13 protein-coding genes and 1 pseudogene are annotated in these 19,955 nt (G+C 62.6%); 11 read left to right on the top strand and 3 right to left on the bottom strand.

Annotated features, from left to right (window positions below; all coding sequences use genetic code 11):
- Position 1 precedes the first annotated feature (1 nt).
- Both ubiE and C935_RS0102675 read right to left on the bottom strand, forming a co-directional pair.
- Positions 2-751: a bifunctional demethylmenaquinone methyltransferase/2-methoxy-6-polyprenyl-1,4-benzoquinol methylase UbiE gene (gene ubiE, locus C935_RS0102680; RefSeq protein WP_018860969.1), complete on the bottom strand. Its 750-nt coding sequence runs from the start codon at positions 749-751 to the stop codon at positions 2-4.
- Between the two features lie 2 nt (positions 752-753).
- Positions 754-1,119 carry a gamma-butyrobetaine hydroxylase-like domain-containing protein gene (locus tag C935_RS0102675; protein WP_018860968.1) on the bottom strand — a complete coding sequence of 122 codons (366 nt, stop codon included), beginning with the start codon at positions 1,117-1,119 and terminating at the stop codon, positions 754-756.
- Positions 1,120-1,560: 441 nt separating this feature from the next.
- Between C935_RS0102675 and C935_RS0102670 the strand changes: the two genes are divergently transcribed.
- The 7 genes and pseudogenes from C935_RS0102670 to C935_RS0102640 all read left to right on the top strand — a co-directional run bounded on the left by C935_RS0102670 (position 1,561) and on the right by C935_RS0102640 (position 14,615).
- Positions 1,561-2,919: a calcium-binding protein gene (locus tag C935_RS0102670; RefSeq protein WP_018860967.1), complete on the top strand. Its 1,359-nt coding sequence runs from the start codon at positions 1,561-1,563 to the stop codon at positions 2,917-2,919.
- A 268-nt stretch (positions 2,920-3,187) separates the two neighbouring features.
- On the top strand, positions 3,188-3,793 hold the full coding sequence (locus C935_RS12915; RefSeq protein WP_155984188.1) for a hypothetical protein: 606 nt from the start codon (positions 3,188-3,190) through the stop codon (positions 3,791-3,793).
- Positions 3,794-4,425: 632 nt separating this feature from the next.
- Positions 4,426-5,118 (top strand): annotated as a pseudogene (locus tag C935_RS0102665) (calcium-binding protein); the annotation flags it as partial.
- Positions 5,119-5,331: 213 nt separating this feature from the next.
- Positions 5,332-6,318, top strand: a complete 987-nt coding sequence (locus C935_RS0102660; RefSeq protein WP_018860965.1) for a hypothetical protein — start codon at positions 5,332-5,334, stop codon at positions 6,316-6,318.
- Between the two features lie 760 nt (positions 6,319-7,078).
- Positions 7,079-10,891 carry a calcium-binding protein gene (locus C935_RS0102650; RefSeq protein WP_369771388.1) on the top strand — a complete coding sequence of 1,271 codons (3,813 nt, stop codon included), beginning with the start codon at positions 7,079-7,081 and terminating at the stop codon, positions 10,889-10,891.
- 137 nt (positions 10,892-11,028) lie between these two features.
- Entirely contained in the window at positions 11,029-13,182 is a 2,154-nt protein-coding gene (locus C935_RS0102645; protein WP_018860963.1) for a type I secretion system permease/ATPase, read from the top strand.
- An 8-nt stretch (positions 13,183-13,190) separates the two neighbouring features.
- Positions 13,191-14,615: an HlyD family type I secretion periplasmic adaptor subunit gene (locus C935_RS0102640; protein ID WP_018860962.1), complete on the top strand. Its 1,425-nt coding sequence runs from the start codon at positions 13,191-13,193 to the stop codon at positions 14,613-14,615.
- 74 nt (positions 14,616-14,689) lie between these two features.
- On the opposite strand, the gene C935_RS0102635 is transcribed toward C935_RS0102640, so the two are convergent.
- Positions 14,690-15,595, bottom strand: a complete 906-nt coding sequence (locus C935_RS0102635; RefSeq protein WP_018860961.1) for a DMT family transporter — start codon at positions 15,593-15,595, stop codon at positions 14,690-14,692.
- A gap of 490 nt (positions 15,596-16,085) precedes the next feature.
- Here C935_RS0102635 and C935_RS0102630 point away from each other — a divergent pair, with 490 nt between their 5' ends.
- The 4 genes from C935_RS0102630 (at position 16,086) to C935_RS0102615 (ending at position 19,899) form a co-directional block, all read left to right on the top strand.
- Positions 16,086-17,138 (top strand): hypothetical protein, encoded by a 1,053-nt coding sequence (locus tag C935_RS0102630; protein ID WP_018860960.1) that lies wholly within the window; start codon positions 16,086-16,088, stop codon positions 17,136-17,138.
- 97 nt (positions 17,139-17,235) lie between these two features.
- A complete protein-coding gene (locus C935_RS0102625; RefSeq protein WP_018860959.1) occupies positions 17,236-17,850 on the top strand; it encodes a hypothetical protein in 615 nt (204 codons plus the stop codon).
- The gene (locus C935_RS0102620; protein ID WP_018860958.1) at positions 17,847-18,824 is read left to right on the top strand and encodes a hypothetical protein; all 978 of its coding nucleotides are present in this window, start codon (positions 17,847-17,849) and stop codon (positions 18,822-18,824) included. Before C935_RS0102625 ends, C935_RS0102620 begins: the two co-directional genes overlap by 4 nt.
- 37 nt (positions 18,825-18,861) lie before the next feature.
- Positions 18,862-19,899, top strand: coding sequence for a hypothetical protein (locus C935_RS0102615; protein WP_018860957.1), 1,038 nt, complete (start codon positions 18,862-18,864; stop codon positions 19,897-19,899).
- The last annotated feature ends 56 nt before the right edge of the window (positions 19,900-19,955 follow it).

Genomic DNA, 19,955 nt, shown 5'->3' with positions numbered 1-19,955 from the left:
GCTACAGTTTCGTGCCGCGGTGCAGGGCGACGATGCCGCCGGTCAGGTTGTCATACTCGACCCGCTCCAGCCCGGCATCGCGCATCATCCCGGCCAGGGTCTCCTGATCCGGATGCATGCGGATGGACTCCGCCAGGTAGCGATAGCTGTCCGCATCGTTGGCGACCAGCTTGCCCATCAGCGGCAGCATCTTGAACGAATAAACATCGTAGATCGGGCGCAGCGGCGCCATCGGCTGCGAGAACTCCAGCACCAGCACGCGCCCGCCCGGCTTGATCACCCGGCGCATCTCGGCCAGCGCGCGCTCCTTGCGGGTCACGTTGCGCAGGCCAAAGGCGATGGTCACGCGGTCGAAGTAGTCATCCGGATAGGGGAGCTGTTCCGCATCCGCCTGCACGAAGTCGAGGTTGCCCACGTGGCCCTCGTCCAGCATGCGGTCGCGCCCGGCCTCCAGCATCGAGGCATTGATGTCGCAGACCACGATCTGCCCCTTCGGCCCGACGCGCGGGGCAAAGGCCCCGGCCAGGTCCCCGGTGCCCCCGGCCAGATCCAGGATCTTCATGCCCGGGCGCACGCCGGTGCGCTCCAGGGTGTAGCGCTTCCAGATGCGGTGGATGCCCATCGACATCAGATCGTTCATCACGTCGTAGTGCGAGGCGACCGAGTGGAACACCTCGCCGACCCGCGAGGCTTTCTCGGACTCGGGGACGCTCTGGTAGCCGAAGTGGGTCTTGCCGGGCTCTTCTTTCATCGTCAGTGCGTCTTGCGCTCGTGGCCGGCCTCTTTCAGCCGATCCAGGTAATCCTGCCACAGACTTTCCTGCTCCGTGCCGAGCTTGTGCAGGTAGTCCCAATCATAGATGCCGGTGTCGTGGCCGTCAGAGAACTCCAGCTTCACCGCATAGTTACCGACCGGCTCGATCCCGGTGATGTTCACATCCTCCTTGCCCACCTGCAGCACCTCCTGGCCCGGGCCGTGCCCGCGTACCTCGGCCGAGGGCGAGTACACGCGCAGAAATTCGCAGGGCAGCTCGAAATGCGAGCCGTCGGAGTAGGTCAGCTCCAGGATGCGGGACTTCTGATGCAACTGGATATCGGTGGGTCGGTGCTTACTGCTCATGCGGCCTCCAGAATCCTCGGTCGGGGCGAGCCCGGAAAGGTCTTGCGCGACCGCCCAAAGCGGCCACCATAAACGGACTGCGAGGATACCAGCCCTGCAGGTCAGCGTGGCATCTCCCCGCACAGCGCAGGCCTGACGGAACGGCGGGTTACGCGCCGCTGCCTTGACACCCAGCCGGCATCTCTTCAGGCTGCGCAACCATATTCATGGAAAGGGATTGTCCATGACCTCGCCACGGATTGGCGCGTCCACACTTCGAGAAGGATCCGGCTGCGGAGGCCCTGCCAGCATTCCATGGGCAGGCCCTAGTGAGTTCGGGTGTCTCGCGTACGACCGATCTGAGGCTTCTTGGCCCCGCAGCCTTGGCCGGTCGCCCTCGCAATCGACCACTGCGCACGTGAACTTGGCTGTTACTGCCTGGGTCGCTCGGAAGGCGATCGCATGAAGCCGGCCCTGGTTACCGTATTACTGGTGCTGGCCGGACTGGGCGCCGGGTACGCGTACATGCCCGATGTTCGCAACGGCATGAACCAGTTTGCGGTCGAGTTTGCCGACGGGTTTGAGCGAGGATACTCCGCAGCCACGGGCCGCTCATTCTCGATGGGACGGTCCTCGAGTGACGGCTCGCCGGAACCTGCATCCGGGGATTCTCAACGGCAGCTGGATTCGTCGTCCTTTAGCGATCATTCTGGTCGGGACCTTCTGGAGTCCGCCGGAGCCGAGCCGGATCTCCGGGGCTATGGTCGCGTGCCGGATCTTCGCAAAGCCCTGGAGCATGACGAGAACGGGCGTTTGCGCGAACACCTCGACGCCTTTCGAGACGAGCTCGACGTGCAGGCTCGTCGTGCACGCATGAAGGGCTTGCTGTTCGAGTGGGCCGGCGCCGCCGATGTCGACCCGGAAGGCCGCGGGCCCAACATCGATGGCCGCAAGCTGTCCACTCTGGAGGCCTTTCTGGAGCGGGATTTCCGCCAGCAGGGGAGCCCGAATCCGCGCCCCGGCGGTGCCGCTGAGCTGCACAAGGCCTTCGACATCCTGAAAACCGAGATGTACAGCCAGCTCATGCGGCAAACGCACTTGGCGCCCTATTTCGATGCGATCGCCTTTCGCGTGAACGCATCCGGTCTCGGCTTCGACTTCTCCGACACAACAAGCAACCTGCAGGAAACCTTCGTGCGTGACTCGGCCCGGGGGCTGACCGATCTGTTCGAGTTTGAACGGGCTGGCGGCGAGCGCCTGCGGGCAATGGGCTTCGATCCCTACCGCCTGATGCGCGACTGGCTGCTCGAGGCCGGGAACGACCCTGCTCTACAGAGCGCGCTAATGGCGCTGGGCTGGGACGCGGTGCGCATGGACGGGCAGGGAACGGCGGCGCGCGAGATCGTGGTGGCGCATGAGGGTGGCGCAACGCTGAAGGCCGGACCCGGTGGGGACTGGCTGCTCGGCGGGTATGGCGACGACACCCTGCACCCCGGTCCCGGTGATGACCTCCTGTACGGCGGAGCCGGCAACAATACCTACCGGTTCGGCGTCGGCAGCGGCCACAACACCCTGATCGAGATGTACGGAGACCGCGGCCGTAGCGTCATCGAAGTGGCTCCGGGCATCCGCGCCGAAGACCTCGATATCCAGGTGGAAGGCCACGAACTGGTCCTCGCCCACCGCAACGGCGAGGACAGCATCCGCATCCAGAACTGGTTTGGCTCCATCCACCCCAAGCGCCACAGCCTGCACGCCGTGCGTCTTGCCGACGGAGAGATCATCGATCTCCCCGACGCATCTTTCCGCGTCAGACCGTGAAGGTAAGAAGCGGTTTGCAACGTGGCTGCCGAACAGTTTCCAGAAAACCGATGCCCGCCGGTTCATTCGGAAGCCCTCCCACTGGGATCCCAGAGCGCCCTGGACACCGGAAGCAAGGTGTCGCCGCCTTCTGGACCAAACACTGGGCACGAGGCATCGCTCATTCCGCCTCGCTCGACACTGCGGAAAAGTCTCGGATTGACTCAAACGGCTTGCGAGAACGGCTAAGCCTGATCCCGGAAGGCCCCGATACATAGGGATATGACACATGAGCGCGCAATCGAAGTCACAAAAAACAATTTTTGATTCGAGCAAGCTCCGCGCTTTTGGTGTGGTGTTCTGGGGGCCATTGGCGGTGATTGTGTTGATATCACTTTTTGACTTTTCAGGGGAATCTGCAGTCCATCGTGCAATTCAGGGAGGTTCTGAGGTTGTCGCAGTTTGGGTTCCGCTTATCGATACGATCGCAGACACTCGTCAAGATGCCATAGGCATAAGAATAGCTTTGTCCGCAGTTATTGTGGTCGCCCCTTTTTCGCTTATTTTTTTTATTTTTAGAATGCCGAGATCATTGTGTCGCGAACGCGTTTATGGGGCTACTCTTGTGAGGCTTATTTGGGGCACGTTCTGGTTTTGGATGTTTTTTATATTTGTAGTTTTTAGCTATTTTTATGCCGTATTGCCTGCTGCTGATCCGGACAGGGTGTCGGGCGGCATGACGGAGGCGCTTGATCCTTGGTTCGGGGTTCCAGTCGTGGCGGCAGCTTTTTTGTATTTTGTTTTGTATTTTCTTTCTTTGTTAACATCCGCTTTGTTTGTCATGTTGGGTCTCTTGGTCAGTGATATTTTTGGAAGAAGGAGTGATTTGTCGTGAGTGAAATCAAGGAAGAAGTCCATCATAAGGAATATAGAGAGTTTCTGGAAAGCCTTTCGGGGCATACCCTTTCAGCTGCGACTCGGCTCACTGAAACACTCTCATTGGATGCATCTAAGTCTTTTGAGGAATTCTCGACCGCGCTTGCGGATGAGCGCGCTCGAGCAGTAAACGAAATGCATCAAACGGCGCTGGAGCGGGCGCATCTTGCTCAAGAGGCGGGTCATTCGCGAGAAGCGCAGCTGTATCAGCGGCAAGCGTCTGCCTTTTCGGAGCTTGCGTCGAACCGAGATACGATGACGGCGCGCGAGTTCAATGCCTTGGTCGAATCTCGCGCACTAGCGGGAGTCGGGCGTGCTACGGGGGTGCTAGGTACTGTTTACACGGCCGGTGATGCGTATGAGAAGTATTCATCCGGTGACGTGGATGGGGCTTCGGGGGCGCTATTTGGAGCCTTGGGAGGGGTCGCTGGTTGGAGTGTCGGACTGGCGGGATCGAAGGCGTTACTTACAGCATTTGGCATCGCGGGTGGGGCCATGGTGGCCCCCCTTGCGGCGGCAGTGGCAGCGTCCGTTGGCCTTGGTCTCATATCACAAAAGCTCTTCCCGGGGTGGGATTCCGTCTTCGATTTTGTGACGGGGAGTAGCACGGATAAGAAAGTTGATGATGTTCAGGCTAGATATGATCGTGGGCAGTCCCACGCTTCTCCGATTATTCTGGATCTGGACGGCAACGGCATTTCCACGCTGGGCCTGGAGGCCGGCGTGCAGTTCGATCACAACGGTGACGGGTTTGCGCAGGCCACTGGCTGGGTGGGGCCGGAGGATGCGCTGCTGGCGATGGACCTGACCGGGAACGAGGAGATCGAGACCGGCAGCGAGCTGTTCGGTAACGCCAGCGAGATTGAGGAAGGCGTGACGGCCATGAATGGCTTCGAGGCGCTCGCCATCCACGACACCAACGGCAATGGCCGCATCGACCCGGGCGACGAGGCCTGGGGCGACCTGCGCCTGTGGCAGGACGCCAACGGCAACGGCGTGGTGGACGAGGGTGAACTGCTGACCCTGGATGAAGTCGGCATTGCCTCCATCGATCTGGGCTACTCGGACTCCACCTACGTGGATGAGCATGGCAACGAACATCGCCAGATCGGGCGGTTCGAGTGGGCCGACGGCCGCGAAGGTGAGGCAACGGACGTGTGGTTCATCCAGGATACGGCCATCACCGAAGCGCGCGAGCGCCTGGATGTGCCGGAGGAAATTGCCACTCTGCCCGACCTGATGGGCTATGGCGAGGTGCATGACCTGCATCAGGCGCTGGTGCGCCCTGCCGCCAACGCGCAGACCTTCGGCAGCAACTTTGACAGGGTCGCCTGAGGCCGGCAGTCTTTCAATCCATCACTCATGGACAGGGATAAGCCATGACTTCGCCTCGGATCGGCACCGCGTTTGCTACAACCCTCCGTTCCCGCCTGGATGATCCAGCATGCCCGTTCACGGGCGCCGGCTCCGGCTTTCCCTGCCGGGAAGGAACCTACCATGAGCGGTAAGCGGGGTCCTCGTTGGCTCGGAACCGCTTGGGGCCGAGTCGGCCTGCTGGTCGGGGTTTTGGTTCTGCTGTGGATTGTCGCTTCGGCCCTGTGGTCGGGTATCGCCCGACCGTTGCTGATCGAGCATGGCGTACCCGAAGCCTGGCGCCAGCTTTATGGGGAGCCCCCGCCGCTGGTCGAGGAGCGTCCGGTCCCGATCCGCAAGGCCAACATCAATGGTGTGCCGATTGCGATCCCGTCCAATTATCTCGCGCTGGTCGGCATCGAATACAAGGACCAGAGCACCTGGGCCCCGCGCGGCCCGGATACGCCGAAGCCCGATGAGCGTACCTTCGAGGACGATGCGCAGGCCTTCTCCCTATACGTTCGCTGGCCAGACATGGCTCCCAGAACCCCGGAGACGCGGTCCAGTTACCGTACCAAAGAGGACCCTGATGGCGATGTGTGGCTCCTGATTGGTGTCACGGCATTCAATGGTTTTTCCGATGAAGGCGAGTACTCTCACGAGCGCAGGCTAGAGCATGGCGACTGGGCACCGGTATTGCGGGGGAGGATCGAACGGCTCGAAGAAGGCTGGTGGACCACTGATGAGTGGGATGAAGAAAAGGGCCGGTACCGCCGGCTAAAGGGCATTCGCTATGAGATGCGGGGGGTGGATCCCGAGAGTGAGCTTTATTGGGCTGAGCCCTCGGGATCGGGAACCGAGCGGTTCAAGTCGTGGAACATGGCCTTGTATTGGAAAGGCGATCTGAACGGTGTCGTATCCGATTATGTTCGTTGTTACAACGGAGAAATGCCTGATCCCGATTCGGTTCGCAGGTGCACCCACAAGTTCACGTTGCCAGAATGGGGCGCGAGGGTTTCTTTTGAGTACCCGCGTTCCAATCTTTCCGAGTGGCGTGAAATGAAAGCTGCGGTTCGCGGGATTATTCTTGGGTTTGAACGGGATTCCGAAATCCAGGGGTCCAAATTATAAATAAGGCCAGTCAAAAAGGGAGAGACTGATGACCACTGAAGGGATTCATACGCCGCTTACACAAAGCGATCTGGATTATGCAAGGAGCCTCCAGGCGGAAGGTCGGCTGACGGACATGTATGACTACCTGGTTTCATTTGGTGACAGGTATTCCATGTTGGCCAAAGGGGTCGTAGAGGGCGACACGATGTCTGGTCAGGTCGCTTTAAGGTATATGCAGGCTGCGGCGGAAGAGGAGGGCGTTCCCCATGAGGATGCCGACGTCGATCGGATTCGCAACGACATGGCCATAGGGTATCTTGACGCTCTTCAGAGAATTATTGACGATTCAGATCAAGCTGTAGTTGATCGTGAGATTACCGCAGTTGAGGCGCGTGACTTCCACAGACATGCCTTCGAACAGAACGATCTCGGGATCGATGCATGGACGCTTTATATCCCTTTCGAGCTGATGGGCGATGAAGGGGCGCAAGCTTATTGGGAAGGGACACTGGATGCTGCAGGTGATTCGGCTCGAGAATTTGCGTTGGCTAAGGAAACGCTCGGAAAGATGGTTTCGATGCATCAAGCACTGGAGTTTGCTAAAGGATTCGCGACCAATCGCGAAGAGCTGGACGCTGCTACCGAGAGCATCGAAACCTGGAGTGGGCGGTTGGCCGATCTCGATGTGATCGGTGAGATGGTCGGAGTGGACCAGCCAGAGAGTACTCCGCTGGTGGATTGGGCGGCGGATCTGGTTCAGCCGCTGGTCGATCCTACGATGCAGATGTTGCGGGATTTTGCCACAGGCGTGGGTGACTTCATCGACGACGTGCGCGACTTCTTCAACCGCGGCGAGTCCCACGCCTCCCCGATCATCCTGGATCTGGACGGCAACGGCATTTCTACGGTGGGTCTGGATGCCGGGGTGCAGTTCGACCACAACGGCGACGGGTTTGCGCAGGCCACCGGCTGGGTGGGGCCGGAGGATGCGCTGCTAGCGATGGACCTGACCGGGAACGAGGAGATCGAGACCGGCAGCGAGCTGTTTGGCAACGCCAGTGAGATTGAGGAAGGCGTCACCGCCATGAACGGATTCGAAGCGCTGGCGATCCACGACACCAACGGCAATGGTCGTATCGACCCGGGCGACGAGGCCTGGGACGACCTGCGCCTGTGGCAGGACGCCAACGGCAACGGCGTGGTGGACGAGGGTGAACTGCTGACGCTGGACGAAGTCGGCATCGGCTCCATCGATCTGGGCTACTCGGACTCCACCTACGTGGACGAGCACGGCAACGAGCACCGCCAGATCGGGCGGTTCGAGTGGGCCGACGGCCGCGAAGGCGAGGCGACGGACGTGTGGTTCATCCAGGATACGGCCCAGACCGAGGCGCGTGAGCGCCTGGATGTGCCGGAAGACATTGCCACCCTGCCCGACCTGATGGGCTATGGCGAGGTGCATGACCTGCATCAGGCGCTGGTGCGGGACGAGAGCGGACAGTTGCGCGGGGAGGTTGAGGCCTTTATGGCCGAAACCGACGTGAAGGCGCGCGAAGCCCGCATGGAGAACCTGCTGTTCGAGTGGGCGGGTGTCAGTGACGTGGACCCGGAGGGCCGGGGCGCCCATATCGACGGGCGCAAGGTCGCCACACTGGAGGCGTTCCTGGGGCGGGAGTTCCGCCAGCACGGCAGTCCGAACCCGAGGATCATGGCTTCGCGCGAACTGCGTGCGGGCTTCGACATCCTGCAGACCACTATGTATGCACAGATGATGCGCCAGACCCACCTGGCGCCCTATCTGGAAGGGATGGACCTGGTCTTCGATGAAGACGGCATCCGTATCGACTTTATCGACTTTGCGGGCACCACGGAGGCCCTGAACCAGCAGTTCGATGCCGACCCGGCCCGTGGCGTGGCGGATCTTCTGGAACTGCAGCGTGCCACCGGCGAACAGCTCTCGCCCATGGGCTTCGACTCCCATGGTCTGTTGCGCGACTGGCTCGCAAAGGCCGGTGATGATCCGGCCGTGCTGGAGGCCCTGGCCGACTTCGGCTGGGACGGGGTGCGCGCCGATGGCGAAGGCACGGCCGTGTCCGAAATCGTGTTCGCGAGCAACGACGGGGCGGAGCTTACCGCCGGGTCCGGTGGCGACTGGGTGTTGGGCGGTGATGGCGACGACGTGCTGCGGGCCGGTTCGGGTGACGACATCCTGTATGGCGGTGCCGGTAACAACACCTACCGCTTCGATGTGGGCCAGGGTCATAACACCATCATCGAGATGCATGGCGACGAGGGTCACAGCGTGCTGGAGTTCGGCCCGGAGATCCGCGCCGGCGATCTGGACATCCGTGCGGAGGGCAGTTCGCTGGTGCTGGCGCACAGCAACGGCCGCGACAGCGTCACCATCGAAAACTGGTTTGGTAGCGCCGATTCCGAGCGCCACCGGATCAACACCCTTCGTTTCGCCGATGGTCATAGCTTCGACCTGTCCGCGTTGCAGCTCGGCTCGACCGAGGGAGACGAGCTGACCGGCGGGGAGGAGAACGCCATCCTGGTCGGCAATGAGGGCGAGAACATCCTGACCGGCGGGACCGGCGACAACTGGCTGCATGGCGGGCGGGATGCCGACGTGCTGGTGGGCGGCGACGGCGACAACCTGTTCGTGGTGCGGCACCGGGATGATCAGGTGATCGCGGAATCGGGGGATGGCACCAACACGGTGCAGTCGCATGTGTCGTTCGCCCTGTCCGACAACCTGCACAATCTGACGCTGCTGGGCCGCAGCGGGATCAGTGCCACCGGCAACGAGCTGGACAATGTCCTGATCGGCAACTCCGGCAACAACCGGCTCGACGGGGTGGCGGGTGCCAACACCATGATCGGAGGCCGCGGCAACAACACCTACGTGGTGCACAGCGCCGATGACGTGGTGATCGAAAAACCCGGCGAAGGCAACGACACGGTCGAGTCCCACATCGATTACGTCCTGCCGGATAACGTGGAGAACCTGCACCTGCAGGGCAGCGAGAATCTTCACGGGACCGGCAACGAGCTGAACAACGAACTCATCGGCAACACCGGCGACAACGTCCTGAACGGGGTCGAGGGCAACAACTACATCGACGGCCGTGGCGGCGCCAACATCATGATCGGTGGCGCGGGCGACGATACCTACGTGGTACGCAGCGATGAGGATGTGGTGATCGAAAAGCCGGGTGAGGGGAACGACACTGTCCACTCCTACATCGATTACACCCTGCCGGAGAACGTGGACAACCTGACGCTGATGGGCGGCGAGGATCTCGAGGGTACGGGCAACGAACTCGACAACGTGATCATCGGCAACACCGGGGACAACGTGCTGAACGGGGTGGAGGGCGACAACTACATCGATGGCCGCGCCGGTGCCAACATCATGATCGGCGGCGCGGGCGATGACATCTACGTGGTCAACAGCGAGGACGACGTGGTGATCGAGAAGCCCGGTGAGGGCCACGACACCATCCGTTCCTCGGTCACGTATGCCCTGCCCGACAACGTCGAGGACCTGATCCTCACCGGCTCGGCCGACATCGACGGCACCGGCAACGAGCTGGACAACTACATCCAGGGCAACAATGGCGACAATGTCCTCAACGGTGTGGCCGGCGCGAACGTGATGGCCGGCGGCCGCGGTGACAACACCTACATCCTCAACAGCGAGGAGGACGTGGTCATCGAGAAGCCGAACCAGGGCACGGACACGGTGATCAGCCCGTTTGACTATACCCTGCCGGACAACGTGGAGAACCTGACGCTGGTCGGAGACGCCCGGGTGGGGCGTGGCAATGACGAGGACAACATCATCATCGGCACCGAGCGCCCCAATCACCTCTATGGCGTGAGCGGCAACAACGTGCTGATCGGGGGCGGGCGCTCCGCCAACTTCCTGTATGGCGGCGACGGAGACAACACCTATGTGGTCAGCAATCCGGGCACCAAGGTGATCGCCCAGGAGAATGGGGGCACCGATACCGTAAAGGCGGAGACCAATTTCCGCCTGCCCGATCATGTCGAGAATCTCACGCTGACCGGGGATGGCGATTATCGCGGTTGGGGCAACGAGCTCGACAACATCCTGATCGGCAATGACGGTGATAACGTGCTGCGCGGTGAAGGCGGCGACAACTTCATCCACGGCGGTCGCGGCAACAATGTCCTGCACGGGGGCGCCGGTAGCGATACCTACTTCTTCGAACGCGGCGATGGCCACGACCGCATCGTGGAGCGCGCCCGCGACCCGGGCGAGGACACGCTGCTCCTGGGCGAGGATATCGCGGCGGACCAGCTCTGGTTCCGGCAGGATGGTCGCGATCTGTCCGTGGAGGTTATCGGCACGGAGGATCGCATCACGGTCGACTCGTGGTTCGGGCCGCAGGGCGAGACCCTGGATCAGGTCGAACTTTCGAGTGGCGAGGTTCTTACGGCATCAGAGGTGAACAACCTGGTGCAGGCCATGGCGGCATTCGACCCGCCGGGGGCCGACGAGAGCCGTATTCCCGAGGCGTACCGGGAGCAGCTACAGCCCGTCGTCGCATCCGCATGGCAGTGACCGAGTAGCCCTTCGTGGGGGGCGGCGCTCACGCGCCGGCCCCACTTACTACACAGGACATCCGGCGGCCCGCGACTCGGGGCCGCCGCTTTTTGCATGCCAGCGGCAGGATGCCGTTGGCATAACAGTGAGGCAGCATGGATTCGCCAGGGAAGGCGGCCCCGGACTCGCACAGCGAGAACGGGGCCATCGACACGGGACTGACCGCGCTCGCGATGCTGGCGCAGTATCATGGCGTGGCCGCCAACCCGGCACAGCTGCGCCACGAATTCGCGCCGGATGGCCAGCCGTTCGATGGCGACCACATCATGCGCGGTGCTCGGCATCTCGGCCTGAAGTCCAAGCGGGTGCGGACAACGCTTTCGCGCCTCGATCGCACGCCGCTGCCCGCCATCGCGCAGGCCGTGGACGGGCGCTTCTTTGTGCTGGCGCGCGCCGGGGAACAGGACGTTCTGGTCCAGCACCCCGGTCGTGGGCGCGCCGAACGCATCACGCGCGAGGCGCTGGAAGAGCTGTGGACGGGGGATCTGATCCTGTTCACCTCGCGGGCCTCGCTGACGGCCGAGCTTGGCAAGTTCGACTTCACCTGGTTTGTGCCCGCGCTGGTCAAGCACCGAAAGCTGCTGGGCGAGGTGCTGCTGGCCTCGTTCTTCCTGCAGATCTTCGCATTGGTCACACCCCTGTTCTTCCAGGTGGTGATGGACAAGGTGCTGGTGCACCGCAGCCTGACCACGCTGGACGTCTTGGCCATCGGGCTGCTGGCGGTCATGGTGTTCGAGGTGGTGCTGTCCGGCCTGCGTAGCTATGTGCTGGCGCACACGGCCAGCCGCATCGACGTCGAGCTCGGGGCCAGTCTGTTCCGGCACCTGATCAACCTCCCCATGGGGTATTTCGAATCGAGGCGGGTGGGCGATTCGGTGGCGCGCGTGCGGGAGCTGGAGAACATCCGCGAATTCCTGACGGGCAACGCGCTCACGCTATTGCTCGATCTGTTCTTCTCCGTGGTCTTCATCGCGGTCATGCTGTTTTACAGCGGCTGGCTGACACTGATCGTCCTCGCCTCGCTGCCGCTGTACGTGCTGATCTCCGTGCTGATCACGCCGCCGCTGCGGGCGCGCCTGCACGAGAAGTTCAACCGCGGGGCGGAGAATCAGGCCTTTCTGGTCGAGAGCATCAACGGCATCGACACGCTCAAGTCGATGGCGGTGGAGCCGCAGACCACCAAGAAGTGGGATGAACAGCTGTCCGGCTATGTATCCGCCGGACTTCGCACGACCCGTCTGTCGACCATCGCGCGCGAGTTGATCTCGCTGGTGGGCAAACTGGTGACCGTGGGCACGCTGTGGCTGGGTGCGCGTCTGGTGATCGAGGGAGACCTGACCGTGGGTCAGCTGATTGCCTTCAACATGCTGGCCGCTCGGGTCGCCCAGCCGATCATGCGCCTGGCCAATATGTGGACGGACTTCCAGCAGGTCGGGATTTCCATGCAGCGTCTGGGCGACATCCTCAATGCGCCCACGGAGTCCTCCTTTGCCAACCGCAGCAGCTTGCCGCGACTGGAGGGAAGGATCGAGTTCGATCAGGTGCATTTCCGCTATCGCCCCGATGGGCCCGAGGTCCTGCGTGGCGTGAGCCTGGAGATTCCCCCTGGCCAGGTGATTGGTGTGGTCGGCCGCTCGGGTTCCGGCAAGAGCACGTTGGCGAAGCTGATTGCCCGCATGTATGTACCGGAGCGCGGGCGTGTTCTGGTCGATGGCACTGATCTCGCGGTCGCCGAGATCAGTTCGCTGCGCCGGCAGATCGGCGTCGTGCAGCAGGAAAACATGCTGTTCAATCGCAGCATTCGCGAAAACATCGCCCTGGCCAGCCCCGGCGCCCCGCTGGAGCAGGTGATGACCGCCGCCCGGCTGGCGGGCGCGCATGACTTCATTCTGGAAACACCAGAGGGATACGACACAACGGTTGGCGAGCACGGCTCGAGCCTCTCCGGCGGACAGCGCCAGCGTATCGCGATTGCCCGTGCGCTGATGAATGACCCGCGCATCCTGATCTTCGACGAGGCCACCAGCGCACTGGACTACGAGTCGGAACGGGTCATCCAGCAGAACATGGAGCGTATCGCCCGCGGGCGGACGGTCATCATCATTGCCCACCGCCTGAGCGCCGTCCGCAGGGCCGACCGCATCATCGCGATGGATCATGGGCAGATTGTCGAATCGGGCTCGCACGACGATCTGGCCCAACGGCCGGGCGGGATCTATGCCGGCCTGCTGAGTCTGCAGCGCGAGTGAGGCGACCGATGGGGATGCTGCGCCAGGCCTGGGGTGACATTGGCGGCCGCTACCGGCGGGTGTTCGCGCGTGCGTGGGCGCGTCGCCGGGAAATGGATCCGCCCCGGCGACAGCCCTACGAGCAGGAGTTCCTGCCCGCGGCGATGTCGCTGCAGGAAACGCCGATCCACCCGCTACCGCGGGTGATCATGGGTGTGATCGTGCTGCTGGCCGTGCTCACGGTGATCTGGGCCACGCTCGGGCAGATGGACATCGTTGCGGTCGCGGAGGGCCGTGTGGTGCCCGATGGCCGCACCCAGACCATCCAGGCGACCGAAACCGCCAGCGTGCATGCCATCCACGTTCGTGACGGGCAACGCGTGCAGGCGGGGGAAACCCTCATCGAACTGGACCCGACCCTGCCCGGTGCCGACCTGGAACGCCTGGGTGTGGAATATCGGTCCGCGCGTCTGGCGGCCGCCCGGTCGGAGGCCTTTCTGGAGGCCCTCGAGACCGACGCGGGCATCCCGCTCCTGAACACCGACTACCCCGTCCCGGAAGACGCCCGGCAGATTGAGGAGCGCGTGCTGGTCGGGCATGTCCATCACTACCGGGCGCGCATCCAGCAACTCAATGCGGAAACCGCGCGACGCGAGCAGGAGATGGAAGCCACGCGGGCGATGGTGATCAGCTTGGAAAACACCATCCCGATTATCCGGCGCCGCAGCGAGGATCTGCGGCAGTTGTCGGACCAGGGCATGGCCGCCGCGCACGAGCAACTGGAGCTGGAACAGAACTACATTGAGACGACGCACCAGCTAGCCGCCCAGCGGGCCCGTCTCGCCGAGGCCGAAGCGGCACTGCATGAGGTCCGGGAGCAGCGTAAGGCCCTGCAGGCGGAGAGCCGCCGCGAGGCACTGGACACCCTGCACCGGGCACGATCGGATGCCGAATCCCTGCGCCAGGAACTGATCAAGGCCCGCCGTCTGGATGACCTGACACGCTTGCGCGCCCCCGTGGATGGAACAGTGGAACAACTGGCCGTGCACACGGTGGGTGGTGTCGTCGAGCCGGCCAGTCCGCTCATGGTCGTGGTCCCCGAGGATGGCGCAGTGGAAGTCGAAGCCACCCTGCCCAACAAGGACATCGGGTTCGTGAGGGCGGGCCAGGAGGCCGAGGTGAAACTGCAGACCTTCCCCTACACCCGCTACGGCACGATCGATGGTGTGGTCACGGACGTATCACAGGACGCGGTACAGGATGAACACCAGGGCCTCGTGTTCGTGGTGCGTGTGCGTCTGGAAAAGGACACTGTGGACGTTCATGGCGAGGATGTCCGCATCGCCCCGGGGATGATGGCCACCGTCGAGATCAAGACCGGCTATCGCCGGATCATCGAGTATTTCCTGGCGCCGCTGCTGCGTGCCGCACGCGAAAGCCTGAACGAGCGCTGAGGCCAGCCTGCATCCGGGCTATACCGCTCGGATGCCGTGGAAACCGCCTTCGATCGGCGCGGACTGATGCCGGGCTACTCGGCGTCGCGGCCCCGCTCGGGGACGGGGGGCGGGGTGGCGCGGGAGGACACGCTGAGGGCGGTGACGGTGACCAGGATCAGGGCCATGCCGATGATCTGCACCATTGCCAGGCTTTCGTGCAGGATCACGACGCCGAACAGCGTGGCGGTGACCGGCTCGATCATTGCGACAATCGAGGCGACGGCGGGGACGGTAGTCCGAAGTCCGTTGATGTAGAAGGCGAACGACAGGCCGGCGCCGAAGATGCCGAGGGCCAGGAACAGCGGCCAGTCGGTGGTAGTCAGCACGGCGGCCATCTGGGTGTTGTCGCCGGGCAGCATCAGCAGGATGACGAGCACGCCGAAGGCGATCGCGAGAATCGCCTGGGGGCTGCCGTGCTGGCCGGCGTACTTGAAGCCGAAGATGAAGATCGCGTAGGACAGGCCCGCCAGCAGGCCGGCAGCGGCACCGATCAGCGTTACGCCGCCCGCTCCAGTGTCGTAGATCTGGGTGAGCAGGACGATGCCGACCATGACCATCGCGATGGCCACCAGCTTGAGCGTGGTTGGGGTCTCCAGCTTCAGGGCGAAGGAAATGATGTAGACAAACACCGGGGCGCAGTACATCAGCGTGGCCGCGACCGCCACGCTGCCGTGCGCGATGCTGAGGAAGTAGAACGCGAAGTTGCCGGCCACACCCAGGCCGGCCACGGCCGACCAGAACCACATCCGGGCGCTGCCCAGCCCGCTGCCCCCTGGCCGCCAGGCCAGCCAGATCAGCACAAACAACAGGCCAATGGCGCCGCGGTAGAACGAGACCACAAAGGCGTCCCAGCCCTCGGCCATCAGGATGCCGCCGATCCCGCCCGACAGCCCCCAGAAAAAGGCTGCCAGCACCACGAGTCCCACACCCAGGCCCATCAAGATCTCCCTTCGATTGTTGTACGGAACGGGCCGCCATCGGGGACGAAACGTAGCCGAGATTTACGTGCAGGCGGCCAAGAGCCCAACCGGACCGTTGTCTGAAAAGGTTCCCGCATCCTGCCTTCAGCCCATGCACGATACATGGTCCAGAGAAGGTCGTGGACACAGGAGCGAAGCCGCCCTCACCGAACCACACGATGACTGTGCGGCTGGACACATCTGCGATTGGAGTGAGTTGTGTCCTTCGGGGCGACATACCAGGGCGTGCCTTGACACGGATTGAAAGGCCACTCAGCATCTGCAGCCTTACTCATGGAAAGGGAATGTCCATGACCTCGCCACGGACTGGCGCGTTCGCCGCACCGGCACACCTCGATCTCGCAGCCCCCATTGTCTTTCGTGCGCCCACGTTTGCACGCGTCTGTCTTCGGCGCGTCGACGTTCTGGGGCCGCGTTTCGGGTGCCTACCTCGGTCCAGGATTGCCCTGTGAACGTTGTCGGCCTGATGGGATCAGTGCTCATCGCCCTGATTCCCCTGGCGGTTGCCATTGTTGCGGCCAGTGGGATGTTGGTGGCCGTCCGTCGCGCGCCGGCCGCTGTCAGGATCGGCTATGCCCTGCTCGTACTGGCCCTGCCGGTGGCCGTGATGCTGGGGTTCATGCTCCTTCTGGAAGAGTATGCGCGCGAGGTGTCCACGGGACTGCCGTTGGCCCTGTTCGCGTTCATTGGCATCCCGCTGATGGTCGTCTGGTGGTTTCGGCGGCGTCACCCAGTGCGGTTGGAGACGGGCGCGCCCGCCGACCCCGCACCGCGCAGCTTCCGCCTTACGTTTCGCTACTGGCGGCTGGAGCTGGCCCTCGTAGCCCTGCTGGTGCTGGTCGTCTTCACGGAGAACCCGGCCTCGCGCATGCTTAATGACTATGCGGGCCGGATTCACCTGAAGGTCGCAACGGCGCATTTCGACTTGTCAGGCCACCAATTCGATGTGCCGGTGCGGTTTTTCTACTTTGTCCATGAAGAGCTGGGGCACTGGCCGCGACCCAGAGAGGGGCGACATGAACCGGCGACCCTCCAGTTGAGCACCCTCCTGCCAGATCTGCGGCCTTTTCACCACGAAGACCGGGATCGCTGGGTTCGGGATGACGACGCCCTCGGAGACCGGGTGGAAATCATGCTCTTGAACGAGCCGCCTCCCGGATTTATTGCCCCGATGGGACGGCTCGCCAGGGAGAAGCCTCAGGACGGCCGGACATCCGATGATGGCCTCGTCATGTTCGAGATCGATCCACAGGAGACCGACCCGAAGGGCCCGGGTTCGTCGTCGCTTTTTGTGCCCGAGGACGCATCAAAGGACCTCGTAATCCGGTGTACCCCGCCAGGCGAGCAGCCCGCTTCTGAATGCATGGCCATGACCGCCTTTCGCGACGATCTCGCATTGACCTATCGCTTCAGCCTCGAGCACCTTCCGGACTGGCAGCGGATAGATCGTGAGGTCCGACAGCTCCTGGACTCCCTTTCAGTCGAGGGTGAAGCGTCATGAGGCCTTTCGCGTGTTTTTCCATCCCCCGTGATCGGCTGTCCCGTTTCACTATCGACCCCGTCCTCGTGATCCGGGCGCAGAATCGGGGCGTGGACTCATGACGCGTCAGGCGAAGCCGCCCAAGCCCTTTTTCAATTACCAAAAGCTCGGAGCCTTTGGCCTCGTGTTCTGGGTGCCTCTGGTTGTGACGGTCCTGGTTTCGCAGGTGGGTCTCGCAGGGGATGCAGGCATCGCTACGGCCGTTCGGTGGCTTTCTGACGGGGTTGCCGGCGGGCTTCCCATGATCGACACGATCGCTGAATCCCGTCGGGACACCGAGGGCATCCGGGTAGCCGTGGCGGCAGCCATCGCATTTCAGCCGTTTCTGTTCGTTTACCTGCTTTTCAGGATGTCCAGATCCGTACGCCCCGAGCGGCCTTCCGGCATGGCGCTTCTGAAGCTGATTGGATCGCTCACCTGGTTCTTTGCGTTTTTTGCGTTTGTCGTCTTCGCCCAGCTGTATGCCGTCCTGCCAGCGGCAGGGCCTGGTCCATCGGGTCGCATGACCGAAAACCTTGATCCTCTGTTCGAGATACCGGCGGTCGCGGCGACCTCCCTCTTTTTCGTGCTGTACTTATCCACGACGATGGCTTCCGCGTGGCTCTTTATGCTGGGAACCCTGGCGAGCGATTCGTTTTCGGCGAGCGGGAAGAACCGGGGACGGGGCGCATGAGTGGCGCCGGCCGGCTGGCCCTGATTGTGGTCGTCCTGGTGGCGATCTGGCTGGCGGGCTCCGCCCTGTGGTCGGGCCTCGCGCGGCCCTGGCTCTCCGAGTTGGGGATGTTCGACGCCCTGCACGAAATCTATGGCGAACCGCCACGGCTCGAGATCCAGGAATTTTCGCCTCCGATCCGCAAGGCCAACATCAATGGTGTGCCGATTGCGATCCCGTCCAACTATCTCGCGCTGGTCGGCATCGAATACAAGGACCAGAGCACCTGGGCCCCGCGCGGCCCGGATACGCCGAAGCCAGACGAACGCACCTTCGAGGATGACGCCCATGCCTTTGCGGTTGATGTCCGATGGCCAGACATGACGCCGCAGACCCCGGAGACATTGGAGAGCTACCGAAACCGCGACCATCCGGATGGCGATGTCTGGCTAAGGATCGGTCTCAGTGCCTACAACGATCCGGAGGCGATCGGGCGGGATCTTGGTTGGGCGCCGGTTGTGCGTGGAAGGATCGGGCGGCTTGAGGAGCGCCCACAGAGGCGTCATTTGTCTTCACCAGATGGTCCCGTTTGCGGCATCGGCGGCGGTCACGAAGAAGTATCAGTTCATTTCGAGATGAGAGGAGAGGCCTCCGACACCGGTCTGCAATGGGCGGAACCCGTGGGGCCGGGAACGGCGTGCTTCGAAACCTGGAACCAGACACTCCACTGGAAAGGCGATCTCGACGGCTACGTGAGTGACATGATTCGTTGCTACAACGGGCAGATGCCAAGGCCCGACAGCCGCCCGGTTTGCCGGCACCGATTCAAGTTGCCCGAGTGGGGCGCGCAGCTCGCAGTCACCTATCCACGCGACCAGTTGCCGCAGTGGCGGGAGATTCGAAGCAGCGTGCGCGAACTCATCCTCGCTTTCGAGGCGAAGCCCGTTGATGCACGCGAGGAACCTTCCAATTCAGGCCATCCGGAGAGCGACTGATGAGTAGCGAGACTTTCTCAATTACCAGGGTGTTGCCATGGCGTGGCTGATCCCCTATGTGATCGCCTTTTTGGCGGCCGTCGGGATCCTCTCCGAGCGCCGCCGGGCATTACTCCCCACTCGGGTGAGATACGCGGCAGTGGTTTTGGTGACGCCTCCAGCCTTGATGGTTGGTGTCGGCACTTTTCTGGGGTCAAGCCCCGGCGAAGGCGCGTTCGTCGTCGTGGTTCTGCTGGCTTTTGTAGTCGCCCCGCTGGCCTTGGCGTGGCATTTCCTCCGCCGCCACCCTCATCCGGGCACGCCCGACCCCGGGCTCAAGAGCTTCCGGCTCTCGGTCGGTGCGTGGCCGCGCCACGTCACGATCCTGGGCATCCTGGCTTTCGTGGTCGCGGGGGTGATGGGGAGTCTCAATCCTCTGACGCAGCTCGTCTACGACCGTATCGGTGCGGACCATCTTGAACAGGAGGTGGTCCGTGCCGAGGTCGCGGGCCAGCACTTCGACATCCCGATGAGATATTTCTTCATGGAGGGGTATGCCAAACGCGGCTACTGGCCCCGGGCAAAGGAAGGGCGTGTGGACGTTGATGTACTGAGCATCAGCGTCCTTCTGCCCGACCTGAGGCCTTACGATCCCGAGGAGAAACACCTCTGGAATCTCGACGGGGGCGGTCGTGGAGATCGTCTTGACGTGATGATTACCAAAAACAGGGCGCCTAACTGGTATGAGGCGATCCGCCAGCGTCTGGATGAAGAAGGTGACCGTCGCATGTCAAACGTGGAAGCGGAGGCTTACGGTGTTGATGCTGTCGGTCACGAGCTTAAGGCATTCTCATCCGCAATGGGCGTGAGATACATACCACGGACGAAATCGCCTCAGCTTTCCATTAGCTGCGTGGATCCGAGGGAGGTGCCATATCCGAGCTGTAGGGTAAAGAGCAATTTCCGAGACGCCGTGGTTCTGGAGTACCGCTACTCCAATAATTACCTCTCGGACTGGCGCCGAATCGATCATGACGTAAAAAAACTCGTCGACCAACTCCGGGCGCCTGCTGACGTTGGTGACGCTTCGGATTAGGTTCAGTTGATCTCGAATCGCGTGCATATATTGCCGGGGCGTCGCCACTCCATGCG

Source organism: Thioalkalivibrio sp. ALJ3 (assembly GCF_000377205.1).
Lineage (GTDB): Bacteria > Pseudomonadota > Gammaproteobacteria > Ectothiorhodospirales > Ectothiorhodospiraceae > Thioalkalivibrio.
The sequence above is the reverse complement of the archived record's forward strand: the minus strand, read 5'-3'. Positions and strand labels throughout refer to the sequence as shown.